This is a genomic window from Bacillus sp. P14.5 (assembly GCF_003316765.1).
In the GTDB taxonomy this organism is placed as follows: Bacteria; Bacillota; Bacilli; order Bacillales; family Bacillaceae_B; genus Rossellomorea.
On record NZ_NIJF01000096.1, the window covers coordinates 40,364 to 65,185 of the forward strand.

Below are 24,822 nucleotides of genomic sequence, written 5' to 3' on the forward strand. Positions count from 1 at the left end.
AAAAGGAGGGATACGCATGGTAACCAATGAGAAGGGAAATACGCTGATCACTGTCATGATCACTTCACTTGTTGTCATCACAATCGGGATGGCGATTCTATCTGCATCCATCGGAGGGGCCAAGAGAACCGAAGTAAGGGAAACGGATATCGACATTACCTACGATGGGTTAAGACTAGTCGACGAGATGACAGCCGACCTCTCTACCCGCTTGGCACATAATACTTTCAAAATAGAAAATTTATCTGCCTCAGACTTAAGCGCAAAACTGACAGCCTACTTCACTACTCAGTCAACTTCTTCCCAATTCGGAGACAGCATTTCTTGTGTCAATGTCGTCGATGTGACAGGAAGCAGCCCGAAGTATCTAATAGCCGGGACGGAAAATCAGTGCCTCGGCAGCGGTCTGGCGGATCTTGAAACCTTTAACATCGACACCTCGGTTCAGCTGACGAGAGTCCTGGATTTTGTGGTATCGGTCAATACACCGGATGACCAGCAGGGAATGGTAAACAGAACCGTGCGGAAAAGAGTCATCCTGTCGCCGCTGCCCGGATTCCTCAAATATGCTGCAGGTGCAGGTAACCAAACCATCCTTAATGGTTCTCCAAATATTGCAGGAAACGTATTCGGAAAAGAAATAATCATAGATAAGAACGCACATTACCAATTAACAAGCGGAGACCAGGAAGAAATCGAGACTCCCTATTCCTCTATTTTTGGGGACATCTATATAAATTCTTCTGAATCCGATTATACGGCCGTCATGGACTACCTGACAGCAGATAAGTTTTACCACCAGCAGCTGCCTCAGCTTAAGAATGACAGCCAGTTTGTCTCTGTGAATTTTGAGAAAACCTTCACAGACAGAATCAAGGAAATTCAACAAGATCAAGGGTTTGCTCAAAGTCAGACTTTAGATGAGCTTTCTCTCCAGTTAGAACAAGCCATCAAGAGCGAATATACCTTTAATCTAAGCGATCTTCCAGGCGTATTGACAAGTCCTCTGGGTGAAGCCGCAAGCGGACTGGATTCCCTGCTGGGAGAAGATATAGCCAATGAGGTAAACACCCTTGGCTATAAATTGATCGACACCAGCGTATCATCGACCATTAGAGTTCCAGGTGACCTTGTCATATCCAGTGTAACTTCAGCTCTCAACTTTCCCGAAAAAATTGTTGCGGATGGGGATATCTATATCATTGGAAATAAATCCATTACCCTGAATGATATTATCTCTACCGGAGATATACATTTGATCAACCTGGATGGAGAAATCAATGTGAAAGGAAATATCCTTTCAGCAGGGGAGATCAACATCCAGTCTAACAATGGGTTTACATTTAAAAATGACAATGAAACTCCTGGATATATGCTGGCTGGAAAAGCACTGACAATTGAATCCCTTGACAGCAAATCGACCATTATCGGCAACCTGGTTGCAGGAGAAAACCTTTTAATTCAAGGCAACAGTAATGAAGGAGATCAGCCTGAAGATGATGAAGTGGTTTTTGATTCTGTCATATACAGCAAAGGGGAAGCCTTCATCTCAAACTTGAATATCTTAGGAAACGTGGATGAGAATATCACAAAACAGCTCATCCTTCTCTCCGGCGGCAAGCTGACTATGACCAGGATGAATGAGTATAAAAACTTTGTACCAAGTGACGAAGCTGAGAACTATGAAGGCAAAATTTCTGATGAAACTGTTCAGCCTTTAAAAGCATTCTTCTATACAGATCAGGATGCTGAACTTTATGGTGTCGGTTCTCTCTTTCACATTGACGGCGGAGTCTTTGCGAACGATACTCTGACGATTAATGCCATTCGAGGGGACATTACCAGTATCCAGGACGCCGACCTTTATTCAACTAATATTGATCAGGATAATCATTACTCCCGCTTCAACATCAATTACAACCGTGATATCCTGCTGCAAAAAATAGATGCCCTGCCGAAGACAGAATTTTTGTCATTGTTCAGTGATGAAGTTTCAGTTCAGTAAAAAGGATACAGGTTATGTTGTTAAGCAGAAAAAACAAATGGCATTATGAAAAACCGTCCATGCTTTGGACGGTTTTTGTTTACTAGTGAAAGGTTTACTGGTTAGCGTACCGTGACATCTGTGGTACAAATCAATACCAGCCCTCTTCCTGATGAGGGGCATTAACATACTGATGTAAACTCAGTACATTTTTTTTAAATAGTATTTTCAATACGCTCTTTTTGCAAAGATTGTGGAGATTGAGAAGTAATGGATTTCCGCTCCAATCCTTCTACATAAAGGGGGATTAAGGTAAAACGCATTTTAAAGCAATATTTTTTTAGAAACACCTATAGAATAGATTGTATTTGCATGAAATTTTACTTTCGGAAAAATCCCTAGAGCAAGAATCTCCCATGGTTACTAAGGTTTTTCTCTCTAAAGGGGGGGAACAGCTATTCTCTTCTTGCTTACCAGAAAATTTTCGTTAATAATTTCGGAACCATACAAGGTTCATAAAAAATAGCAACAAAGTTTACAAAAAGAGCCTTTCAAAGAGAAAAAACGGCGGGATCAATATGATCCTGCCGCTTTTCCATTAAGGCTTTAGTTTCTCAATGTCTGTTTTAGAAGCCATTGATTGACCGCTTTTTGGTTTACCATCTTCCATCAATATACGGATTATCATCCCCGCCTTCTTCAGGCGTAACCACTTCAAACACTGCTGAATCGGTTATAGAATTGTCCTCATCCGCTGTGACCGTAACTGTAGTAAAGCCGAGTTCTTCTGTCCTGATATACCACTTTCCGTCCTTTTCTACAGCTTCAATTGCCGGTGCAGAAGACACTGTTTCCGCCAATTCTTTATTCGTGGCATTAGATGGGTTGAAAATCAGGAAAGCTTCAATCGGTATATCCTTATCATTTAAAGGAAGATTGATTTTCGCCTGCTTGAAGCGGACTTCTTCCAATGCGACATAAGGATCGATCACCGTGACTGGGACAATAACCCTTACTCCTGAACCATCATTCGCTTCTATTACGAGTGAGTCTTCTCCAGGCTCAACCCCCAGTATCCTGTGATTGCCTTGTCCGTCACCAGAATAGCTGGCTACTTTTCCATTGTCCTCTTGAAGACTTATTGTAACGCTTTTATCGGATGCATCCAATGGAAGTACTTCAATTTGGAATGAAATGGATTCACCCGCGTATACTTCAATCGGGTTAGGTGAAACATTTATTTCACTAACCTTTTTAACAATGACGATTTTCTTTGTGACCGGCTGCTGGTTAAGTGTGAAGCCGCCTTCTGTTTTTACCTGTATCTCTACATTGCCAATCGAATCTGCAGGAATTGGAACAGATTCTTCCGGCAGGAATTTTTTCCATCCGCTTTCTGTTTGTCCTGTTATGGTCTTGTAGTAATATACAACATCTTCTCCGCCTACCCGTTTACTTATCTTAAAAGAGGCAGGACCAGTGGTCTCTTCATTATTTGCAAGTTTTTTTCCAGTATTGGTTTCAAATACATCAAAGTCAGCTTTTAGATAAACATCCTTGAACGAATCGTCACTGAAGTGCACTCTGATTGTATTACCGCTTATCAATTCAAGCCCTTTGACCGGAAGTGATTTTGGCGTGGCTTCTGCCTGAACTTCATTGGTGGAGTCCTTTTTCTTTGTCAGTTTGCCTGTATGATCACCAATATAGGTTGTGTCATCTGCCATGCCTTCCAGAATGACCTGAAGGCCGATATAACCTGAATGTGAAGTTAGTGTATGGCTCTGACTGCTGAAGTTCGTATCCTCATAATGGATTGTAGCCCTTGGCATTTTTACTAATGACATGGCAAAATCCGCTTGAAGAATGGCTTTCAGGTTCAGCTTGGCCGGATTGAATTGGCCGCCGGTATAATTAACTTCTCTTCCTAACCTGATTTCTATAACTTTTTGCCCATTGAGGGTCTTTGCCTGTACAGATGCTCCCGTCAGCGACCCGTTGATAGACGTCTGCAGCTGCTGGCTCTTCAGGCTGATTCCCTCAGGCAGCGGCTGAACAATACGGATGTTTCTCATGGTACCTGTCCGGTTTGATTGAAGGACGCCGGATGGAGTCAAATCATACTCGATTGATAACTCGTTATGTCCATTATTCTGCATTCCCATTTTCACAAGGTTTTCCGGAGCATGGTGCTGATTTCCATTAATCTTTACAACGCTCTCGAATATCGGTGCTGCTTCATCCACGATATTGATCGTCACGTTCTTATGCGTTACAGCCGGCATCGTGTTGCCGTCAAAATCCTTATGAATGAGTTTAATATTATCAAATACATATTGACCTCTTTCAGTAAATTGCAGCGGCAGGCTCAGCTGCATGTTTCCAGGAGTTGGAGCCCCGCCAATCGGATAAGTGAAGTTGTACTTCATATGCACTACATTATTTTTGATGTAGGCATCTGAATTCGGTGCAAGCTTTACTTTTCCGTTAAACTTACTGAGATCGATCTGTATCTCCCCGTCAACGGAAGGCGAGTTAAATTCTTTGGAAATATCCGTAAAAACGTTAGCAAGGCTGTTCGGATTTGCCTGAATGGCTCTTCCGCCTGTTTTATTCGACATGGTTTCCAGTAATTGATAGTTCACTTCTCCTGGCTGTGCAAAAGCGACACTGAACATGGTTACATCGTTTCGCCCAAGCTTTTCAGCAGATAAGACTGCATGATCCTGAATGATGTTTTGTACTCTATTGTAATCTTCATATCTGTTGCCAATCATAGCTGTAGTACCATCACTATATAACGTATAGTCTTTATTTTGATATTTAAGAGAAGTAGGTTCTCCATCTGTCAGGAAAATAATATAGCGCTTGGAATCCCTCATGCCGGAAAACTTCGACAAGGCGTAATCAAGGGACTGGGTGTAATTCGTTCCGCCTTCACTGAAATCATATTCACTTAAACAAAAGAAAAACATTTAGAATAATCCAAATTTTCCGCTATGCTCTTTATATTGCTTATCCCTTCCGCTGGTTCGACTCTTCGATTGCCTAAAGACTTATAACTCACATCACTATCAAAAGGAACAAAATAATATTTATCGTCACTTTGCTTGTTCTGCTCAAAGAATTTAAGAGATTCCTTCAATGCACTTTCAGCACTGGTTGCTTTTTTGACGCCGCCATATGTATCTTTCATAGAACCCGAAGTATCGTGAACGAACACGACATCAATCGGTTTTCTCTCTTCATTGGTGGCTTGTCCCCTCGGCGTCAGTTCAATATCGAGCCGGCCCTGGGCGTCTCCATTCTGGGGCTTCACATATTCACTTGCACTGGGCTGTACGGAAAATTCAATTGAAGGCTGTCCTGATGCATCTGCTAAGGAGGTATGTATCATGAAACTGAATATAATTGTAAAAATGACTGCTGCAGAAAACCTCTTTTTCAAATCCTTCCCTCCTCTTTGTCAGTTATTGTCATTATTTCTCGTGAAATTACTACTTATCTACTATTATAGCAACCTATTCCCTCTTTACATAGACCAAAGTACTAGATTCCATAAAAATTTACACATTAGAAAAACCCCGCAAAAAAACGGGGTCAGGATGACTTCACATATTCAGCCACTCTGTTTCGTCCAGCTTGTTTCGCACCAGTGTAGAGGGCCCTGTCTGCGTGTCTGATCAATGACATACTGTCATCAGCATCCACCGGGGCAGTGGCCACCCCTATACTTGCTGTCACTGTAAGCTGAATGGCTTTTCTCTCAGCTTCGAGATTACTATGTAGGATAAACGGCTTGTCTGCGATCGTTCTTCTGACAATCTCCGCAATCAGAAATGCATCTTCTTTCGTGGTATCAGGTAGGAGAATGATGAATTCCTCTCCGCCGTAACGGGCAACGGTGCCTTCATCCCCTATCAAAGTTTCCAGCCTTCTCGCCAATTCAAAAAGGATTTCATTTCCGCTTTGGTGTCCGTAGTTATCATTAACCGATTTAAAATGGTCAATGTCCAGCATAATCAAGGACAAACTGCTTCTTTCTCCGTCCCGCAGTGCGCTGCATTCAGAGGAAAGCAGGCTTTCAAAATACCGGTAGTTGTACAGCTTGGTCAGTGCACACCGCTCACTGTTGCGTTTGGTTGCTTGATAATGGCGGGCATTCGCAATGGCCACACCGAGATAGGAACACAGGATGTCCACGATCATCAACTGATATTTTCGATAAGCCTTTTTCTTCGAGGAGGCAAGGAGCAGAACTCCCCTTACCTTTTGGTTCCTGACAATCGGTACTGAAAGCACGCTTTCCACATTTTCAGGCATATATCCTTTTGCCACTTCAGTCCAATCCGCTTTATTGTGGTACAGGGCTGATTTTCCTGTCGCCCAGACAAGGCCGCTGATTCCTTCGTTCTTTTTCAGCGGAGGAAGGTTTACAGGCTTATTCTCATTGTTTTCGACTCTTCTGAGCAGTACCAATTCGTCACCCTTCACATCCAGTATATAAGCATACTCAACAGGAAGGGTCTGAAGGATTTTATCTAAAAATAACTGCAGCACTTCATTTACCTGCAGGCTTTCAGTCAATTGATGGCCGATTTCCACAGATTTCTGAAGATATTGGTTGATCTGTTCAGAGGAATTATAAAGTCTCAGAATCATGGCTCCTGATAGGAACGGAAGGCCTATGAGGAAAAGTGCGATGGGGCCGAGATGATACTCAAGAAAAACAGTCCCAGCCCCATCGGAAACATAATCAACATGGCGGAAAAGTCCCACTTGAGATCTTCTCCAAAAAGCTTGATTTCCCTATTAAGAAAGGCATGGAACGCTATTAAAAGCACCTGATTCAATAGAATGGAAGACACCTGATAAACCAGGGCGGGAATGAACAAGGCTCCCACCGGGGAAAATCCGATAGTCCCTCCGATGGCATAATAGACAACCCCGCTGAAGACAGACATCAGGAAAAACATGATGGAATTCCAAGGCACACGGTAAAAATCTTTCTTTCCAATACGCAGGCGGATCATATAGGAGATAATCGCCACTTGAAGCAGGACCACTTCAAAGAAGAGGCCGAATTTCAGAAATGCGGCCAAGGAAACCCACTGTATAAGCAAAATGGGCAGCCCGTTGATGATAATGGGCATAACCGAAATGATAACCGCAAAAAGAATAAACGCCGACATACTGAGTATATCAGCGTCCGCAGGAGGAAATATCTGATAGGTAAAGTAAATGCCAGCAGGCACAAGAATGGCCCACACTAACCAAATAATCAACTCCTGTTTCCTGCCGATTCCCATCAATATTCCCCTCCCTTCAGCCCTATAAAGTAAGTCTTTAATGACATTCCAAGGAATCCCATTAAAGAACTTGGTTAAAAAGTCACAAGTTTAAGAATATTTTATCAAAGTATCAATTAAAAGTCATGAAAAATTTACAAATACTTTCAGTTACTTACAACCACTGGCCTGACTGCTGACAGAAAGTAAAGTGACCCTGTAATGATGAGAACGTCGTCACTTCCAGCCGTTTTCTTATAAGTTACAAGATACTTTTCCCAATCCATTATTGTACTGTGATTGTCTAAAAGCAGGTGCTTTTCCAGATCTTCAGGAGATGCTGCTCTGGGAAAATCAAATGTCGTCAACACGATTTCCGAAACCTTTACTTCCAGTTTCCTTATCATAGACTCCAGGTCTTTATCTTTTAGAGCTGCAAATATGATATGCACATTCTTTTCTTTGAATCTTGTTTCAATCGTACTAATCAGTGACTGCATTCCTTCAGGATTATGTGCACCGTCAAGATAGATGGCGGGAGTTTCACACACTTTGTCCATTCTCCCAGGCCAGTAAGCCGCTGCCAGTCCGCGTTCTATAGCACCTTCTTCTATTTGATAGGAATTCATCTCCCTTAATATATCTGCAGCTTTTACAGCCAATGAGGCATTTTCCGTTTGATGCCTGCCGACCATCCCGATTTCATAAGTGCTTACTCCATTTGAGCCGATATAGTCAAATATCTCTCCATCCGGGGAAGCACCCTTATAATCAGATTTAAAGTCACGGTTCCGTAAAAAGAGATCCGCATTCATTTCTTTCGCTTTTGAAATAATCACCTTTTGAGCATCGTGCTGGGAGGCTGCTGATATGACCGGCTTTCCTTCCTTGATGATTCCTGCTTTCTCAAAAGCGATATCACCGATTGTATCACCCAGCAATTGAGTATGATCAAGTCCGATGTTCGTAATGATGGAAAGCATGGGATCAATGACATTCGTGGAATCGAATCGGCCGCCAAGCCCCACTTCAAACAAGACAATAGGAACACGGTTTACCCTTGCAAAGTAATACAGTGCCATACAGGTAATCACTTCAAATTCAGAAGGCCCGCCCAAATCTGTTTCCTCAAGTTCTTCTGCCAGCGGAATGATGACATTCACTAATTCAACAATTTCTTCGTCTGAGATCGGTTGGCCATTCACACTGATTCTTTCATTAAAAACTTCGAAATACGGCGAGGTAAAGGTCCCGGTGTCATAACCCGACTCTTCCAAAATATTGCGCAGGAAGGTAAGAGTCGACCCTTTCCCATTGGTACCGCCAATATGGACGGCATTTAATTCTTTTTCCGGATGGCCAAGCTTCTCCATCAGCCATTCCATCCTGCTTAAACCAGGCTTTATGCCAAGCCTCAACCGGGAATGGATCCATTCAACTGCTTCCTCATATGTATAAATCATAACTGTCACTCCTTTACTAGAGGCATTGTGTGAGGCTGTTTTATTAAATTTTCTTGTTCACGGCGGGCAGCTTACTCACGGGAATTTCCTAACTGTAAATTTATGGATATGAGCCTTACTCAGATTACCTGATTAACATGGGGCACGCACTTTTGCGGCAACTACCCAAAAGCGGGACTGTCCAGAAGAAGCATTTCCACTTCCACCTGGATCAGTCCCGATGATGGTTTTACCTTATTGGCCTTTCAATTCCTGGATGCGGGCTTCAACCGTGCTGCGCTTTTCGAGATAATCCGCTTCTTTGGCGCGCTCCTCATCTACTACTTTTTGCGGAGCTTTTCCTACGAACTTCTCGTTGTTCAACTTGCCTTGTACCCTTGCTACTTCTTTGTTCCACTTCTCATATTCTTTTTCCAAGCGGGCGATTTCTTCATCGATATTGATCAAGCCCTCTAATGGAAGATAAAGTTCCACTCCTGTTGCAACAGCGGTCATCGCTTTATCAGGCGCTTCAATGTCCTTTGAAATCGTCATCTCTTCTGGATTACAGAAGCGTTCAATATAAGCTTTGTTCTTTTCGAGTGTAGAAAGTGATTGATCATCCTTCGCTTTCAAAAGCAATTTGATTTGCTTGCTTAAAGGCGTGTTCACTTCTGCACGGATGTTGCGAACAGAGCGGATGATTTCTACAAGAAGCTTCATTTCCTCTGCTGCTGCTTTGTCAGTGAATTCTTCCTTCACAGCCGGCCACGCGGCAGTCGTAATGGATTCGCCTTCATGCGGCAGGTTCTGCCATATTTCCTCGGTAATAAACGGCATGAATGGATGAAGAAGTCTCATTGTGTTATCGAGTACGTATGCCAGAATCGATCTTGTCGTCTTCTTGGCTGCTTCATCTTCTCCGTAGAGCGGAAGCTTCGCCATTTCGATATACCAGTCACAGAAATCATCCCAGATGAAGTTATAAAGGATACGGCCCACTTCACCGAATTCATAGCGGTCAGCCAATTTCGTCACCGTTTCGATTGTTTCATTCAATCTCGTCAGGATCCATTTATCCGCAACTGATTTTTCACCTGTCAGATCGATTTCCTCGTATTTCAGTCCATCCATATTCATCAGGGCAAATCTTGAAGCGTTCCAAATCTTATTGGCAAAGTTCCAAACCGATTCAACTTTCTCTGTTGAATAACGAAGATCCTGGCCTGGAGAACTTCCAGTGGAAAGCATGTATCTTAAAGCATCTGCACCATATTGATCGATCACTTCCATCGGGTCGACACCATTTCCAAGGGATTTACTCATCTTGCGGCCATCTTCGGCTCTAACAAGACCGTGAATCAAAACATCCTTGAATGGACGTGTTCCAGTGAATTCAAGTCCTTGGAAAATCATCCTTGAAACCCAGAAGCCGATGATATCATAACCTGTTACCAGGGCATCCGTCGGATAGTAGCGCTTGAAGTCTTCTGCTTCTGTATCTGGCCAGCCCATGGTAGAGAACGGCCATAATGCGGAGCTGAACCAAGTATCGAGGACATCCTCTTCCTGTTTCCAGTTTTCGATGTCTGCTGGTTCTTCTTTCCCAACATGAATTTCCCCTGTTTCTTTATGGTACCAGGCCGGAATGCGGTGTCCCCACCACAGCTGACGGGAGATGCACCAGTCACGCGTGTTTTCCATCCAGCGAAGGTAAGAAGTTTCAAAACGATCAGGGACGAAATTCACCTTTTCCTCAGCTCCCTGCAGGTCGATCGCTTTATCGGCAAGAGGCTGCATTTTAACAAACCACTGTGTGGAAAGATAAGGCTCTACTACTGCTCCGCTTCGTTCTGAATGGCCAACCGAATGCATATGGTCCTCAATTTTGAAAAGAACTCCGGATTCTTGAAGGTCCTTTACAATTTGCTTACGGCATGCGAATCGGTCCATCCCCTGATATTTCCCTGCTTTATCATTCATGGATCCGTCTTCGTTCATTACCAGGATACGCTCCAGGTCATGGCGGTTTCCGATTTCAAAGTCATTAGGATCGTGGGCAGGTGTAATTTTAACGGCACCTGAACCGAATTCCATATCAACATAATCATCACCGACAATCGGGATCTCTCGTCCGATGATAGGAAGTGTCACTTTTTTACCAATAAGATGCTTGTATCGGTCATCTTCCGGATGTACAGCAACAGCCGTATCACCAAGCATTGTTTCTGGACGGGTAGTCGCGATTTCAATGTGCCCGGATCCGTCTGTCAGTGGATATCTCATATGATAGAATGCTCCTTGAACATCCTGATGGATAACTTCTATATCAGAAAGAGCCGTCTTTGTTGCCGGATCCCAGTTGATAATATATTCTCCCCTGTAAATTAAACCTTTCTCATACAGGTTAACGAAAACTTCATTAACAGCTTCTGAAAGACCTTCATCAAGAGTAAAGCGCTCCCTGCTGTAATCAAGGCCAAGCCCCAGCTTCGACCATTGCTTCCGGATGTGCTTTGCGTATTCTTCTTTCCACTTCCATGTTTCTTCAAGGAACTTTTCGCGTCCAAGATCATATCGTGTTTTTCCCTCATTGCGGAGCTTCTCTTCCACCTTGGCCTGCGTTGCAATTCCAGCGTGGTCCATTCCCGGCAGCCACAATACATCGAAGCCCTGCATACGTTTCATTCTTGTCAGGATATCCTGCAGGGTCGTATCCCATGCATGGCCCAAGTGAAGCTTGCCTGTAACGTTCGGCGGCGGGATAACGATCGTGTAAGGTTCCTTCTCTTTATCATTTTTTGTTTCAAAAAACTTGCCATCAAGCCACCATTGATAACGGCCGCTTTCAATGGACTGGGGATCATACTTGGTCGGCATGCTGATTTCATTGTTTTCCATGATTACTTCCTCCTTAGAGATGATAGTATGTGGTTTTTCCCAGAAAAATAAAAAAACTCCACTCGTCTAAAAGGACGAGGGAGCTGATTCGCGGTACCACCTTTTTACACAGATTTAAATATAAATTCAAACCTGGCACTTCATTGAGATAACGGCTTTAAACCGGATTCCGCTACTTTTCTTTCACGGGATCTGCTCAAGGGCGACTTTCCTTTGTCTTAGCCTGGGAAATCTTTCAGCAGGTATGATTTCCCTCTCTTGAGGCGAGTTTCAAAGTACTACTCCCTTTCATTGCAATTCTAATGTATTTACTATTATTAAATATAGTATAGGATTTTAATTCTGTTCGTCAATCATTATCGCCCATTTTTTAAAAAATAATGCAAAAAATTTTTCGGACAGATGCAGAACTAAAAAAAGCATAGGCACATAGAATAATATAAATCGTATCAGGAGGAGATTCAATGCGGAAAAAATACAATCCTTATGTACTGCCCCCATGGCTCCGTACCTGCCGTAATGTATGTAAGCAATTCAGTATACCTTTTTGTGTTTTCCAAGGGATCCGCACCATCCTGATCCCCACTACCTTTGATGTATTGCTGCTGGCGGTTTTCATCGGTCTTGCCCTTGCTTTTTATTTCGAATGGCTATAAAAGGGGGGCTTAAGTTGCTACTTCCGTTTCTCTTTCTGAAAAAGAAAAGCAGCTCTCTTCTTTTTTGGTTTCCAGTAGATATATGGCCTATATATTTAAAATTTATATTTAGTAGCAAAAGTTCTGCGAAAAAAGCTTATAAAAAGGAGCTTCTCCCCGCTATGAGGATGAAGCTCCTTCTTGTGCCTGCTGCTGTGCTTCTTTCTTGCGCTGTTCCCACTCTTCCCACTTCATGACAATATACTCGGTATTTTTAAGGAGCCAGTAATGCTGCTGCAGCTTCCTTAAAAACTTTACCTCATTCCGTTTATCCTTTGGTGTATCATGATATTTTTTCACGACTGAAATCAACCCGCTTGGATAGGCAAGATAGCTCAAGAATAGCAGCTTTTCCTCGCTTCTGAATGAAAAGTGGCTGCAGTAAGTCATCAGCCAGTCAAAACATTCATCATAGGCCTTGGGATAGGTTTTCAGTGTCCGGGACAGAAATGGAAGCAGATCATGGATCGGAGAGGCTATCCTGGTCTGTTCAAAATTCGAAAAAAATCCAGAACCCCTGTCGTCATATAGAAAATGCTCTGAGGATATTTTCCCGTGAACCACTACACTTCTGACTTTTTCCAAGTCCTTTGACTCTTCATACCAGCTGTCGAATTTTTTTCTCGAAAACTTCAGAGCCTGTGAAGCATCTCCATAGTACATACAGTAAGAAAGCTGAAAAGGGGACATATACCATTCCTTTTCACACAGCTCTATATATTCCTCTAAAAACCCCTGCTCCTTTTCCCACCTTGCATTCACGGTTTCATAGTGCTCTTCCCGTTCCTCTTTCCCAATCTTCTGTTCTTTGGAAGAAAGAGTGTGAAGCCTCGCCAGTTCACGGAAGAGTGTCTGATGCCTCTCAAACCGATTTTCCTTCACTTCATTTGCCAGCCAAGGCATCACATAATAAAGGTCATTGTCCTGCCAAACAGCATACCTTCCATCCAGTGTCGGGTATATCGGGACAATCCTGTGGTAGCCCGACTGAAAAAGATGCTGTACATTCCTGACAAAATCAACACCGGTGCCGGCAGGGATCTTTTTGACAGCAAGTGTCCCTTTTTCTGTATATACCTTTTTCACCCTGCCAAACTCCTCCGCAAAATGAGGCTGGACACCATAAGCCTTCAAGACAGCCGTTAAATTTTGATCAATAGCCATTCCCTTCACCTGCTTTATTTTTCGGCTTAACTCTGACTCTGTCTCAGGATGTGAATTGTGTTTCACGGTAGTGCCATCTGATGGCGAAAGAATTCAACCTAAGAAAAAGACAGAAGAGCAAGGAACAACCCTTGCTCACCACAACCTAATTTTTGAAGACTGCTTCTTGGGGAATATACAAGACATGGCCTTCTGATACATCCTGATGAGCCTCCAGGTGGTTGACACGAAGTAATTGCGGAATCGATAAATCATACTTATCCGCGATTAATTCAAGAGTTTCCCCTTCCTGGACAATGCAGACTTTCATTTTCGCCGCTCTTCCTTCATCTTTCCGGGCAAAAAAATCAGTTAACGAAATACTTTCATGTTTTTTCTTGAACAGAGGCTTCTTCTTGCCTGCCTTTTCTTCAGGAGAGCTGCTTTCGTCTTCGAACATCATAGAAGAAGACTCTTCTTCGACCTCCTGTACTTCTTCTGCTTCCTCTTCTTCAAACTCAACCTGTTCGCCTCTTGCATACTCAAACTCTTCCTCATCATAAGAGAATACCGGATGAGTTTCCTGTTTTGATTCGTAGGAGATCGGGATAACCACTTCTTCCTCTACAGGAGCTCTTCTTCCTTCTGCACTGAACGGCTCATAAAGATCTTCGTCCTCAGCACCGGCATCTCCGTAATGGACTTCAGTCTCTGTTTCTTCTTCTCTATCATCTTCGTATTCTAACTCTTCCAGTTCTTCATACGACTCCTCTTCTGCTGTCTGAAAAACCTCAGCGGCAGGGGCCGAACGATAAACCGGTTCAATTACTTGGTCTTCTGCAAGTTCAATCGGAGCGTGGACCTGCTGTTCTCCATAAATGCCTGAGATGGTTAAATCGGCATTCAGTTTCAAACAGGCATTTTCCGGCACTACATAATCGAAGGAATCAACATACACATCGATTTCATCCAGATTGGCAATCCGGTTTTTAGGAATGGTGACATCTACAGGAAAACTGTGTGTAAATTCACATTCTCCTTTTTCCCTGAATTCCACTCGCTGGACATACTTTCCGTTATGTTGAAAGTCATACCAGTTATCAGGCTCTTCTTCTGGCGGAGCACCTGAAGGCAAATACTCACCTGTCAAATCCAGGGTTCCCCGGATCAATACGTATTGTTCCTGCTCTTGGATCGTTATATGGGGATCTAAAGAGATGGAAAGCAATTCTTCTACTTCCTGTCCTTTTTTAAACCAAACAGCTTCTTCCAAAGAAAAGCGCAAGCACGATTGTTGTTCTTGTGACAAAGAAAACTCCTCCTTTCAATTCCGTTACAAGGTATATCAATGTCATTATCAATTTATGAGGAGGAATGGAAGAATATGAATTGAATTTTTAAAATGATTTTCTTACAATACTGTTTCAACATTGGTTGTGGCTGTTAAAAATGATGGATTTCCGCTCCAGCCGTGCGACTCCGCGGGGCGGGCGATGAGCCTACTCGGCTGCGCCTGCGGGGTCTCACCTGTCCCGCTAGTCCCGCAGGAGGTTGCACGTCTTCCGCTCCAATCCTCCTAACACAAATGGGGAGCAAGATAAGCATTTAGTTTTAGAGAGGAGCCTTTCACAAAGATTTTAGCACCTATAAGGAGTGGACTTTCCAAAACCGTTGAGCAGTTCTTAGGGGAGTGAGGCAAAAGTGGTCATTCGTGGGTTTTTCTTAGAGTAAAAGGAATCTTGAAGAGATAAAAGCTATATTGATTCAATAATGCCTTTAAGCACATATCCTAGCGTGAAAGGCACTAATCCTTTTAAAAGCAGTTATAAAAAAGACAAAGCCAGCAATCCCGGCTTTGTCTTCAGTATTATTACCCTTTGATTTTCTGAAAGGCTTTCTCGGCAGCTTGGATGGTTTTCTCGATGTCTTCATCTGTATGAGCTGTTGAAAGGAAAAGGCCTTCGAATTGAGATGGCGGGAGGAATACTCCTTCATTCGCCATTTCACGATAGTAGGAGGAGAATAGCTCCAGGTCTGAGCTCTTCGCACCTTCGTAATTCTTTACTTCTTCATTCGTGAAGAAAATTCCGATCATGGAACCTGCACGGTTGATCGTGTGCGGAATTCCGTTTTTTTCCGCTGCGGCAATCAGGCCTTCTTCCAGTCTGTCAGCTTTCCGTTCAAACTCTTTATAGCTTTCCGGTGACAGCTGGCTCAATGTCTCATAGCCTGCTGTCATGGCAAGCGGATTTCCTGACAGTGTACCCGCTTGGTATATAGGACCGCTCGGAGCGATTTGTTCCATGATTTCTGCTTTACCGCCATATGCTCCAACAGGCAGGCCGCCGCCGATAACTTTCCCAAGGCACGTCAAGTCCGGTGTGACGCCATAATAGCCTTGAGCGCAATTATAGCCGACACGGAAACCTGTCATGACTTCATCAAAGATCAGCAAGGAACCATATTTCTCTGTGATTTCACGCAGTGACTTCAGGAATCCAGGCTGTGGAGGGACTACTCCCATATTTCCTGCCACCGGCTCTACGATCAATCCCGCGATATCATCTCCAAATTGTTCGAAAGCATATTCAAGGCTTTCTAAGTCATTGTAAGGAACTGTAATCGTGTTCTCCGCAACTCCGGCAGGCACTCCAGGACTGTCTGGCAATCCCAGTGTAGCCACGCCTGAACCTGCTTTGATTAACAGCGAGTCGCCGTGCCCGTGATAACAGCCCTCAAATTTGATGATCTTGTTGCGGCCGGTATACCCTCTCGCAAGACGAAGTGCACTCATAGTCGCTTCTGTGCCGGAAGAAACCATCCGTACGATTTCAATAGAAGGTACACGTTCGATTACAAGCTCGGCAAGCTTGTTTTCAACCAGAGTCGGTGCGCCGAAGCTTGTGCCGAGTTCAGCCACTTCCTTGATCGACTGCACTACTCTTTCATTAGTGTGTCCCAGGATTAATGGTCCCCAGGAAAGAACATAGTCGATATATTCGTTTCCATCAATATCATAAATTTTGCTGCCTTTTCCTTTTTCCATGAAAATCGGGTCCATATCTACTGATTTGAATGCACGGACAGGGCTGTTCACTCCGCCAGGCATTACTTTTACCGCTTCTTTGAAAGCCTGTTTCGACTGGTCATATTTTCGCATGATAAGTTCCTCCGTTTTCTTTAAATTTCGTCATTTTCTTCCTTACAGAAGAGCTTCTTTTGAAAATTCGTTATAAAGAAAGGTTGTTTTCGCAAAAATTATGGCTTTGAAAAAATAATTGATTTCCACTCCAGGCGAGCGACTCCGCGTGGCGGGCGTTGAGCCTCCTCGGCTTCGCCTGCGGGGTCTCACCTGTCCCGCTAGTCCCGCAGGAGGTCGCACACCTTCCGCTCCAATCCTTCTACGTAAAAAGCGGAAGAGGATAATATATTATACAAAAGCGACCATCTTTTAGACATACTCCGGTGACTGCAACACCCTCACCATCTTTAATAAATAAAGGCTATTATAGTTATCCACATAGCTTAGTACTATTCAAAATGTATAAGAGAATAATTTTGCTATGACTAAGAATCCTTTTATTTATACAAAGAGCCTTAAGAAAATGTACTTATTTAATTTCTTACTGAGTTTGAATCTAATACGGGAGATTACTCACCTTTTATCCAGGCTGCCGCATCTTTGGCTGCATAAGTGATGATGAGGTCCGCTCCTGCTCTCTTCATGCTTGTCAATTTTTCCATGACCATTGCCTTCTCATCAACCCAGCCGTTTGCTGCCGCCGCTTTAATCATGGAGTATTCTCCGCTGACATTATAAGCTACGACCGGTACATTGAATTCATCTTTCACGTCACGGATGATATCCAAGTAGGAAAGGGCTGGTTTGACAATCAGGAAATCCGCTCCTTCTTCGATGTCGGATTGAGCTTCACGAAGTGCTTCTCTTCTGTTCGCCGGATCCATTTGGTACGTTCTGCGGTCACCAAATTTCGGCGAGCTGTGGGCAGCATCCCTGAATGGTCCGTAGAAGCTGGAAGAGTACTTAACAGCGTAAGACATGATTGGCACATCAATGAAGCCTGCTTCGTCGAGGCCTTTTCTGATAGCTGCGACAAACCCGTCCATCATGTTGGAAGGTGCAATGATATCAGCACCTGCTTCAGCCTGGCTCACAGCAGTTTTGGCAAGAAGGTCGAGTGTCGGATCATTAAGGATCTTTCCGCCTTCCACAATTCCACAGTGCCCATGGCTGGTATACTGGCATAGACAGGTATCCGCCACAACGACCATTTCAGGATAGAGTTCTTTTACCAGGCGGGTTGCCTGCTGAACAATTCCATTTGCATCATAAGCACTTTTCCCAAGTTCATCTTTTTCTGCCGGTACACCGAACAGAATGATGGAGTTGATGCCAAGTCTGTTCAATTCATCCAATTCAGCTTGCAGGTAATCCATGGATATTTGATAGACACCAGGCATGGATGCAACTGGATTTTTTACATTCTCGCCTTCAACAACGAAAAGCGGGTAAATTAAATCTTCCGTCCTCAAGAAGTTTTCGCGGACCATCGCTCTCATGTTTTCTGACTGGCGAAGGCGGCGGTGACGATTGAATTTTAAATCTGTCATGCTTATTCCTCCCTTTTATCTTTTAAAGTAAAGTAGCCGGCTAACCCCTCTATCATCTCTTCAACTGTATACTTTTCTGGTACAATTTGTACAGCCAGACCATATTGGTCCGCTGCCTCCTTGGTTACGGGGCCGATACAAGCGGCTGTCAGGCCTTCAAGGGCATACTCCAGATGGTGTTCCCTGACAATCTTCATGAACCTCTTTACGGTCGAAGGGCTTGTAAACGTAATGGCAGCCAGTTCTCTGTCTTGAAGTAAGGTAATCAATTTTCTTACATGGTCTTTCGGAAAAAAGGTTTCATAGGTGATCCATTCATCAATGGTTATTCCCTTTTCCTTAAAACGAACGGCTATTGTATCCTTCGCCAAATTTCCTTTTGAAAGAAGGACCTTTCCAACTTCACTGACTTGTTCAAGGAACTCTTCAGAAAAGTTGACTGCGGAATACAATTCCGGCACAAAATCCGCTTGTATCCCATACTCTTTTAGTGCATCACAAGTCTTTTCCCCTACTGCAGCAAACTTGGTCCGGCTTCCAGCAAGAGTAAGATGGTGCTCCTTCAATCTATCAAAAAAGAAGTGAACGCCGTTTTTGCTAGTAAAAAAAATCCAGTCATAGGATTTCAGCTTGTCTACATATGTACTTTCCATTTCATCTTCAAAAGGCCTGAATGAAATCAGCGGAACGATTTGGGGGATACCGCCATATTTCCTGATGGTATCCGCCATTATATCCGCAGCCTTTGCTTCTCTAGTCACTAAGATCTCTCTGCCTCTTAGCGGTAAAGAGGGATCCATTACTGATCAAGCTCCTCTTTCACCTTATCAATAAGGGCTTTGGCACCTCTTTCGGTCAAAAGTGCCGCCGCTTCCCGGCCTACCTGTACTGGATCAGCGCCTGTTACGGTCTCTTTATAAATATCTTTTCCGTCAGGTGATGCTACCAGTACAGTAAGTTCTACATCTTCATTCTCAAGGAGCTCAGCGTAGCCTGCAATCGGCACCTGGCATCCGCCTTCCATCTTATGAAGGAACGTACGCTCAGCAGTAACCGTCTTAGTAACCTCTGCAGAAGCAAACTTGCTCAGCAGTCCAAGAAGCTCGTTGTCATCCTCACGGCACTCAATGGATAATGCCCCTTGCCCGACTGCCGGAACGCAGAACTCAGGTGCAAGAAATTCTGTTACGACATTGGATGTCCACCCCATACGGGACAATCCGGCCGCTGCCAAAATGATGGCATCATAATCTTCCGTTTCAAGCTTTGACAGACGTGTATCGATATTTCCCCGAATCCACTTTATCTCCAAGTCAGGTCGCTGGGCGAGGATTTGTGCCCCTCTTCTCAAGCTGCTTGTCCCCACAACCGCTCCTGCAGGAAGGTCGCTTAGCTTGATGTGATTTTTGGAAATGAAAGCATCACGATGGTCTTCCCTTTCAGGAATGCAGCCGATGCACAAACCTTCAGGCAGTACTGCTGGCATATCTTTCATGCTATGTACCGCCATATCGATTTCCTTGTCCAGCATCGCTTGTTCAATTTCTTTTACAAACAATCCTTTTCCTCCGACTTTGGACAGTGTGACATCCAGGATCTGATCTCCTTTGGTGACAATTTCCTTGACTTCGAAATCGAAAGAAGGGTCTAATTCTTTTAATTGACTGATGACCCAATTAGTTTGTGTTAATGCAAGCTTGCTACGACGTGAACCTACTATAATTTTTCGCATTACGAACCTCCTAAGCTTATGAATACCAGAAATGGAATGATGAAAGACGGCTGACAAGAAGAAAGTTAATTAATATAACCAGAAAGGCGCCAGTATTTAAAAACGCCAGGCTCTTACCATAAACCTCTTTACGTATACGCAGATATAAAAAGATGCTGTAAATAATCAACACTATGAATGATCCTATTATCTTCGGATCGTACCAGAGAAAATCAGGCAGTTTGATGTACGCCCATTGCAGGCCGAGTATCAAACTCAACAACAGCATGGCGACACCAATCGCATTTAAAATGTAAGCCATCTTCTCCAGTTTCGACAAATCACTGATCCTCCATAACCTTGGCCCCCATTTTTTCTGTTTGAGGAGCTTATACTGCAAAAGGTAAAGAAGGGAAAATACAAAGGACAATGAAAATGCCCCGTATGAAAGGATGGCCATGGTTATATGAATCAACAGCAGCTCAGAGACAAGCTGCTCAGCCATTGCATTGGATTCTACTTGTACCGGCGCAAATGTATGGATGGCCATGATGATGAATCCAAGCACATTTGTGAAGAATACCGTGAAATCCACACGCAGGACCCGGTTGATCGCCAGAGATAAGGTGATCAACACCCACGCATAAAAATACAGTCCCTCGAAAATGGTGAGGACCGGAAATCTTCCTGTTTTCATCATATAAAGAAACAAAAAGATTGTTTGAAGGACCCAAACAATCGCAAGAAGCCAGAAGGCAAACATATTTGCCTTCCGGTTTTTGTTTAAGAAATCTATGAAATAAAACAGAATGCTGATAGCGTACAGAACAATCATCAGTTCATGCAGCCTTGTCATCGTTAGTTCAAACATAGACAACACCCTCGCTTATGATTGAAAAGAAGGCTGGAGTTTAGGTGCCGGAACTGCCTGCTTTTCTTTCCCCTTACTCTCAAGTGCTTCTGCCGGTGGCTGCAATTGTTCTTCGATATTGAAGATTTTGATGAATAGATCCAGCTTTTCCTGTCCATCAGGCAGTGCCGCTAATTCCTTTGCCTGCAGGATTGGATCTTTCAATAACTGGTTGATGATACTCTTTGTATGTTTGTTCAAAATTTTACGTTCCCGGTCAGACAGATCAGGCATCTTTCTCTCAATGCTCTCCATCGTCTGTCCTTGGATCGTTAATGCTTTCTCTCTAAGCGCTGAAATCACCGGCACGACACCAAGCATATTGAGCCAGTCTTTGAAAGCTACAATTTCAGCTTCAATCATGATTCCAATCGCTTCAGCCGCTTTTTGTCTCTCAGCCATATTCGCCTGGACAATGCCTTCCATGTCATCTATATCGTAAAGGAAGGCACTTTCAAGATTCTCGATTTCAGGATCGATATCCCTTGGTACCGCAATATCCACCATGAACAACGGACGGCCTTTTCTCATGCGTTCAACCAGGACCATCTGATCTTTGGTAATAACATAATCCTTGGCCCCAGTAGAGCTGATCAGAATATCAGCTTCAACTAACGCACATTGAAGCTCTTGCAATGTTTTGGCATTTCCATTGAACTTTTCAGCCAAATCCACGGCTTTTTCAAACGTACGATTGATAACGGTAACCTTTGTGGCACCACTTCCGTGCAAGTTCTTGATTGCAAGCTCTCCCATTTTGCCAGCCCCGAGAATGAGGACATGCTTACCACTTAAGTCACCAAAGATTTTCTTGGCAAGTTCAACAGCTGCGTAGCTGACAGAAACAGCGTTAGAGCCAATCTCTGTTTCCGAGTGGGCTTTCTTAGCCAGCGTAACAGCCTGCTTGAATAAGTGGTTAAAAACCGTTCCCGTTGTTTTGGATTCCTGTGAAGCCAGGAAGCTGGTCCTGATCTGGCCAAGGATCTGCGTCTCCCCGACAACCATGGAATTCAATCCGCAGGTTACATTAAACAAGTGCTCAACAGCACCATCCTGCTCATATATGAACAAATAAGGAGAAAACTCCTCTTTATCAAGCTCAAACCATTGTGATAAAAATTCTTTAATATAATAACGACCTGTATGAAGCTGATCGACGACCGCATATACTTCCGTTCTGTTGCATGTAGAAACGATCACATTCTCAAGGATACTCTTCTTACCCTTCAGTGTTTCCATCGCTGTTTGCAGGTCTGCTTCATTAAAAGATAAACGTTCACGGATCTCGACAGGGGCCGTTTTGTAATTTAAACCGACTACGATAATGTGCATGATAGAAATGACACCCCCAAATTAATCATTGACTCTAGTATAACATGTACGATAAATTTCCTATCCAAATAAATGTGAACATAAGATGAAACCTGTGGTACCATTAAGTGTAAAGACGGCTCTTTCAGGTCCGACAGGCGTTGATTCTTTCACCAGATGAGGACGTTCTTTGTCCTCGGCTGGTGAAAGAATAACGACCCGAGGACCTAGCCGTCTGCACCGGATAGATTAAAAGTGGAGCTGGCTCGTCCAGCCCCGACAGGCGTTGGCAGGCCGGCAGATGAGGATGCACTTTATCCTCAACTGACGGTATGCAACGACCCGAGGGGCTAGCCAGCGGAACTGGATAGCGATTAAGTGTAAAGACGGCTCTTTCAGGCCCGACAGGCGTTGATGCCTTTCCACAGATGAGGACGGTCTTTGTCCTCGGCTGTGGAAAGCATAACGACCCGAGGGACTAGCCGACGGAACTGGATAGTGATTAAGTATTAAGCAGCTCAAAATGAGCCGGAAATCCTATATGTTTTATACCCCATATTCAAACAGTTATATAATATTTTTACATAATCTTATTCTTTTCGACACACTTTCCTATGTTAGATTAACAAATTGAACCCTAATATTCAAGTTTACAATTTGGAGGGACGCATGAAAGGACAACGACTTTTTCCAGGAATGATCCTGATAGGATTCGGTATTTATTTTTATCTTCAACAATCCAGCATTCCAGTTTTCAGAGAGTTTTACACCTGGCCTACTTTACTGATCATAGTTGGAGCTGCTTTTCTGACTCAAGGGTACAAAGGGAGAGATTATGAATCCATTCTTCCCGGTACCATTCTCACCGGTTTCGGCATGCATTTCCATATAAGCAGCAATGTCGCAATCTGGCCGGATCATATAGGTGTATTCATTCTCATTATTTCACTTGGATTTCTGCTTCGTTATCAAAAAACGGGTAATGGCTTGTTTCAAGGAGTCCTCTTCCTTATTCTAGCTATAATCCTTTTATTTTATGATAAAGTTTTGAAGTGGCTTGGCATTCTGCAAGGAGGCGTGGATGTCATAAAGGACTTTTGGCCGCTCATCATTGTCCTGATCGGGATTTATCTGCTATTCATTAAGAAGAAGTAAAAAAGAACCGGGCGTCCGGTTCCTTTTTGTTTACCTATAGAATGGAATCAAGAAATTCTTGAGTTCGCTGCTCTTTGGGATTCCCGAACAACTCTTCGGGAGGACCTACTTCCACGATTTTTCCATCATGCATATATATGACCCAGTCGGCCACTTCACGGGCAAATCCCATTTCGTGTGTGACTACAACCATCGTCATCCCTTCAAGCGCGAGTTCTTTCATAGTGGAAAGGACCTCACCGACCAACTCGGGATCGAGGGCGGAAGTCGGTTCATCAAACAACATGATATCCGGCTTCATCGCAAGTGCCCTGGCAATGGCGACACGCTGCTTCTGTCCACCGGAAAGCTTGGAAGGATAAACATCGGCTTTGTCTTCCAGCCCGACTTTCCTTAACAACATCATTGCTTCTTCTTTTGCCTTGCTTTTCTGTATTTTCTTAACTTGCACAGGAGCTTCCATTACATTTTCCAGAACCGTCTTATGCGGAAAAAGAAAGAAATGCTGAAATACCATTCCTACTTTTGACCTGACTTCATTCAAATCATGGGTACCTCTGTTCACTTCTTCCCCTTCGATGATAATCTTGCCGCTGTCTTTTATTTCAAGGAAGTTAAGGCATCTCAGCAAGGTGCTTTTTCCTGAACCACTGGCACCGATAAGACAAACCACATCGCTCTCTTTTACTTTCATATCTATATCTTTCAGCACGTGAAGATCGCCAAAGGACTTATTCAGTTTTTCAACTTTTATCATTTCCTGACTCAAATTAATCCCTCCATCTGTTTTGGAAGTCAGTTCCTTAATCACTTAAAGACATGCGCTTTTCTACAAGGTTAACCACCATAGTGAAGAAAAGTACTAATACAAGATAGTAAACCGCTACTATTAATAGATACGTCATATAATCAAAGTTGTTTGAACCAAGTGTAGTCGCTACACTGAAGAGTTCGAACATGCCGATGAAAGATGCCAATGAAGAATCCTTCAGGGCAATGATGAATTGATTGCCCAATGGAGGAAGCGCTCGGCGGAAAGCCTGCGGAAGAATGATTCTTCTCATTGTCAGACCGTTCGACATTCCCAGGGAACGTCCCGCTTCCATCTGGCCCTTGTCGATTGACTGGATTGTGCCCCTGAATATCTCAGCAATATAAGCTCCATTATGGAAAGCCAGTCCAAGTACCACCGACCAAAAACCGGAAATTTCTAAATATTCCGTCAGTCCGAAATAAAAGATAAATATTTGAACAATCAGCGGTGTTCCACGCACCACAAATATATAGATATCAGCAATAATTTCCAGAACTTTAACTTTTGATATTTTTAAAAAGGCAAAAAACAAGCCTATGAATATGGCAATGAATACAGATACCACGGTAAGTTGAAATGTCAAGAGCATTCCTTGGAGGAACACGTCTATAGTATCTATGAATGTTTCAAATATAGTCACCTTTTTCCCTCCTATATCTTTATTTATCTGCTTACACTTGATTTTGAAACGAAATTCTTCTGTAAACGGTAATTGGATGCTTCATTCAAACTACTTTTTTGTCTGCTGCTTATGTAAAAGCTTTAACAGGAAAGAGAAATGAATCCCTATGAGGATTTTGTTCAAGAAAACACTACAGCAGTTTTAAAAGAGGTTT

19 protein-coding genes and 1 other annotated feature are annotated in these 24,822 nt (G+C 43.4%); of the genes, 3 read left to right on the forward strand and 16 right to left on the reverse strand.

The features are described 5' to 3' along the window. Positions 1-16 precede the first annotated feature (16 nt). The gene (locus B9Z54_RS20170; RefSeq protein WP_113930180.1) at positions 17-2,005 is read left to right on the forward strand and encodes a hypothetical protein; all 1,989 of its coding nucleotides are present in this window, start codon (positions 17-19) and stop codon (positions 2,003-2,005) included. 635 nt (positions 2,006-2,640) lie between these two features. Here the strand turns inward: B9Z54_RS20170 and B9Z54_RS20175 are convergent. From B9Z54_RS20175 to B9Z54_RS20195, 6 genes are all read right to left on the reverse strand, one after another. Continuing rightward, positions 2,641-4,959, reverse strand: coding sequence for a vWA domain-containing protein (locus B9Z54_RS20175; protein ID WP_113930181.1), 2,319 nt, complete (start codon positions 4,957-4,959; stop codon positions 2,641-2,643). Next, entirely contained in the window at positions 4,941-5,432 is a 492-nt protein-coding gene (locus B9Z54_RS20180; protein WP_113930182.1) for a vWA domain-containing protein, read from the reverse strand. Before B9Z54_RS20180 ends, B9Z54_RS20175 begins: the two co-directional genes overlap by 19 nt. Before the next feature lie 152 nt (positions 5,433-5,584). Further along, complete coding sequence (locus B9Z54_RS25890) at positions 5,585-6,646, reverse strand: sensor domain-containing diguanylate cyclase (RefSeq protein ID WP_240190027.1); 1,062 nt, start codon at positions 6,644-6,646, stop codon at positions 5,585-5,587. Between the two features lie 23 nt (positions 6,647-6,669). Then, positions 6,670-7,293 (reverse strand): hypothetical protein, encoded by a 624-nt coding sequence (locus B9Z54_RS25895; protein WP_240190028.1) that lies wholly within the window; start codon positions 7,291-7,293, stop codon positions 6,670-6,672. Between the two features lie 146 nt (positions 7,294-7,439). Beyond that, positions 7,440-8,735: a bifunctional folylpolyglutamate synthase/dihydrofolate synthase gene (locus B9Z54_RS20190; RefSeq protein WP_113930183.1), complete on the reverse strand. Its 1,296-nt coding sequence runs from the start codon at positions 8,733-8,735 to the stop codon at positions 7,440-7,442. A 234-nt stretch (positions 8,736-8,969) separates the two neighbouring features. Further along, positions 8,970-11,615 carry a valine--tRNA ligase gene (locus B9Z54_RS20195; RefSeq protein ID WP_113930184.1) on the reverse strand — a complete coding sequence of 882 codons (2,646 nt, stop codon included), beginning with the start codon at positions 11,613-11,615 and terminating at the stop codon, positions 8,970-8,972. 67 nt (positions 11,616-11,682) lie between these two features. Then, positions 11,683-11,916 (reverse strand) — a binding site (T-box leader). Between the two features lie 163 nt (positions 11,917-12,079). Here B9Z54_RS20195 and B9Z54_RS20200 point away from each other — a divergent pair. Continuing rightward, the gene (locus B9Z54_RS20200; RefSeq protein ID WP_113930185.1) at positions 12,080-12,271 is read left to right on the forward strand and encodes a hypothetical protein; all 192 of its coding nucleotides are present in this window, start codon (positions 12,080-12,082) and stop codon (positions 12,269-12,271) included. A gap of 159 nt (positions 12,272-12,430) precedes the next feature. Here B9Z54_RS20200 and ysxE read toward each other — a convergent pair whose 3' ends face one another. The 8 genes from ysxE to hemA all read right to left on the reverse strand — a co-directional run bounded on the left by ysxE (position 12,431) and on the right by hemA (position 22,038). Next, positions 12,431-13,474: a spore coat protein YsxE gene (gene ysxE, locus B9Z54_RS20205; protein ID WP_113930240.1), complete on the reverse strand. Its 1,044-nt coding sequence runs from the start codon at positions 13,472-13,474 to the stop codon at positions 12,431-12,433. Between the two features lie 145 nt (positions 13,475-13,619). Continuing rightward, positions 13,620-14,762 carry a stage VI sporulation protein D gene (spoVID, locus tag B9Z54_RS20210; RefSeq protein WP_113930186.1) on the reverse strand — a complete coding sequence of 381 codons (1,143 nt, stop codon included), beginning with the start codon at positions 14,760-14,762 and terminating at the stop codon, positions 13,620-13,622. Between the two features lie 561 nt (positions 14,763-15,323). Beyond that, positions 15,324-16,613: a glutamate-1-semialdehyde 2,1-aminomutase gene (hemL, locus tag B9Z54_RS20215; RefSeq protein WP_113930187.1), complete on the reverse strand. Its 1,290-nt coding sequence runs from the start codon at positions 16,611-16,613 to the stop codon at positions 15,324-15,326. A 491-nt stretch (positions 16,614-17,104) separates the two neighbouring features. After that, positions 17,105-18,085: a porphobilinogen synthase gene (hemB, locus tag B9Z54_RS20220; RefSeq protein WP_113930188.1), complete on the reverse strand. Its 981-nt coding sequence runs from the start codon at positions 18,083-18,085 to the stop codon at positions 17,105-17,107. A 2-nt stretch (positions 18,086-18,087) separates the two neighbouring features. Then, complete coding sequence (locus tag B9Z54_RS20225; RefSeq protein ID WP_113930189.1) at positions 18,088-18,885, reverse strand: uroporphyrinogen-III synthase; 798 nt, start codon at positions 18,883-18,885, stop codon at positions 18,088-18,090. Further along, complete coding sequence (gene hemC, locus B9Z54_RS20230; RefSeq protein ID WP_113930190.1) at positions 18,885-19,817, reverse strand: hydroxymethylbilane synthase; 933 nt, start codon at positions 19,815-19,817, stop codon at positions 18,885-18,887. The genes B9Z54_RS20225 and hemC overlap by 1 nt, the downstream gene beginning before the upstream one ends. Before the next feature lie 16 nt (positions 19,818-19,833). Further along, positions 19,834-20,667, reverse strand: a complete 834-nt coding sequence (locus B9Z54_RS20235) for a cytochrome c biogenesis protein (RefSeq protein ID WP_113930191.1) — start codon at positions 20,665-20,667, stop codon at positions 19,834-19,836. Between the two features lie 15 nt (positions 20,668-20,682). After that, positions 20,683-22,038, reverse strand: coding sequence for a glutamyl-tRNA reductase (hemA, locus tag B9Z54_RS20240; RefSeq protein WP_113930192.1), 1,356 nt, complete (start codon positions 22,036-22,038; stop codon positions 20,683-20,685). 648 nt (positions 22,039-22,686) lie between these two features. Between hemA and B9Z54_RS20245 the strand changes: the two genes are divergently transcribed. Next, positions 22,687-23,172 (forward strand): LiaI-LiaF-like domain-containing protein, encoded by a 486-nt coding sequence (locus tag B9Z54_RS20245; protein ID WP_113930193.1) that lies wholly within the window; start codon positions 22,687-22,689, stop codon positions 23,170-23,172. A gap of 34 nt (positions 23,173-23,206) precedes the next feature. Here B9Z54_RS20245 and B9Z54_RS20250 read toward each other — a convergent pair whose 3' ends face one another. Both B9Z54_RS20250 and B9Z54_RS20255 read right to left on the reverse strand, forming a co-directional pair. Further along, positions 23,207-23,929, reverse strand: coding sequence for an amino acid ABC transporter ATP-binding protein (locus B9Z54_RS20250; protein ID WP_162785307.1), 723 nt, complete (start codon positions 23,927-23,929; stop codon positions 23,207-23,209). A 46-nt stretch (positions 23,930-23,975) separates the two neighbouring features. Continuing rightward, positions 23,976-24,626, reverse strand: a complete 651-nt coding sequence (locus B9Z54_RS20255; RefSeq protein ID WP_113930194.1) for an amino acid ABC transporter permease — start codon at positions 24,624-24,626, stop codon at positions 23,976-23,978. Positions 24,627-24,822 lie beyond the last annotated feature (196 nt).

Excerpts from the sequence above, each read along its gene's own strand:
- B9Z54_RS20170 (WP_113930180.1), top strand. The coding sequence starts at position 17 with ATGGTAACCAATGAGAAGGGAAATACGCTGATCACTGTCATGATCACT.
- B9Z54_RS20175 (WP_113930181.1), bottom strand. The coding sequence starts at position 4,959 with ATGTTTTTCTTTTGTTTAAGTGAATATGATTTCAGTGAAGGCGGAACG.
- B9Z54_RS25890 (WP_240190027.1), bottom strand. The coding sequence starts at position 6,646 with ATGATTCTGAGACTTTATAATTCCTCTGAACAGATCAACCAATATCTT.
- B9Z54_RS25895 (WP_240190028.1), bottom strand. The coding sequence starts at position 7,293 with ATGGGAATCGGCAGGAAACAGGAGTTGATTATTTGGTTAGTGTGGGCC.
- B9Z54_RS20190 (WP_113930183.1), bottom strand. The coding sequence starts at position 8,735 with ATGATTTATACATATGAGGAAGCAGTTGAATGGATCCATTCCCGGTTG.
- B9Z54_RS20195 (WP_113930184.1), bottom strand. The coding sequence starts at position 11,615 with ATGGAAAACAATGAAATCAGCATGCCGACCAAGTATGATCCCCAGTCC.
- B9Z54_RS20200 (WP_113930185.1), top strand. The coding sequence starts at position 12,080 with ATGCGGAAAAAATACAATCCTTATGTACTGCCCCCATGGCTCCGTACC.
- ysxE (WP_113930240.1), bottom strand. The coding sequence starts at position 13,474 with ATGGCTATTGATCAAAATTTAACGGCTGTCTTGAAGGCTTATGGTGTC.
- hemL (WP_113930187.1), bottom strand. The coding sequence starts at position 16,613 with ATGCGAAAATATGACCAGTCGAAACAGGCTTTCAAAGAAGCGGTAAAA.
- hemB (WP_113930188.1), bottom strand. The coding sequence starts at position 18,085 with ATGACAGATTTAAAATTCAATCGTCACCGCCGCCTTCGCCAGTCAGAA.
- B9Z54_RS20225 (WP_113930189.1), bottom strand. The coding sequence starts at position 18,885 with ATGGATCCCTCTTTACCGCTAAGAGGCAGAGAGATCTTAGTGACTAGA.
- hemC (WP_113930190.1), bottom strand. The coding sequence starts at position 19,817 with ATGCGAAAAATTATAGTAGGTTCACGTCGTAGCAAGCTTGCATTAACA.
- B9Z54_RS20235 (WP_113930191.1), bottom strand. The coding sequence starts at position 20,667 with ATGTTTGAACTAACGATGACAAGGCTGCATGAACTGATGATTGTTCTG.
- hemA (WP_113930192.1), bottom strand. The coding sequence starts at position 22,038 with ATGCACATTATCGTAGTCGGTTTAAATTACAAAACGGCCCCTGTCGAG.
- B9Z54_RS20245 (WP_113930193.1), top strand. The coding sequence starts at position 22,687 with ATGAAAGGACAACGACTTTTTCCAGGAATGATCCTGATAGGATTCGGT.
- B9Z54_RS20250 (WP_162785307.1), bottom strand. The coding sequence starts at position 23,929 with ATGATAAAAGTTGAAAAACTGAATAAGTCCTTTGGCGATCTTCACGTG.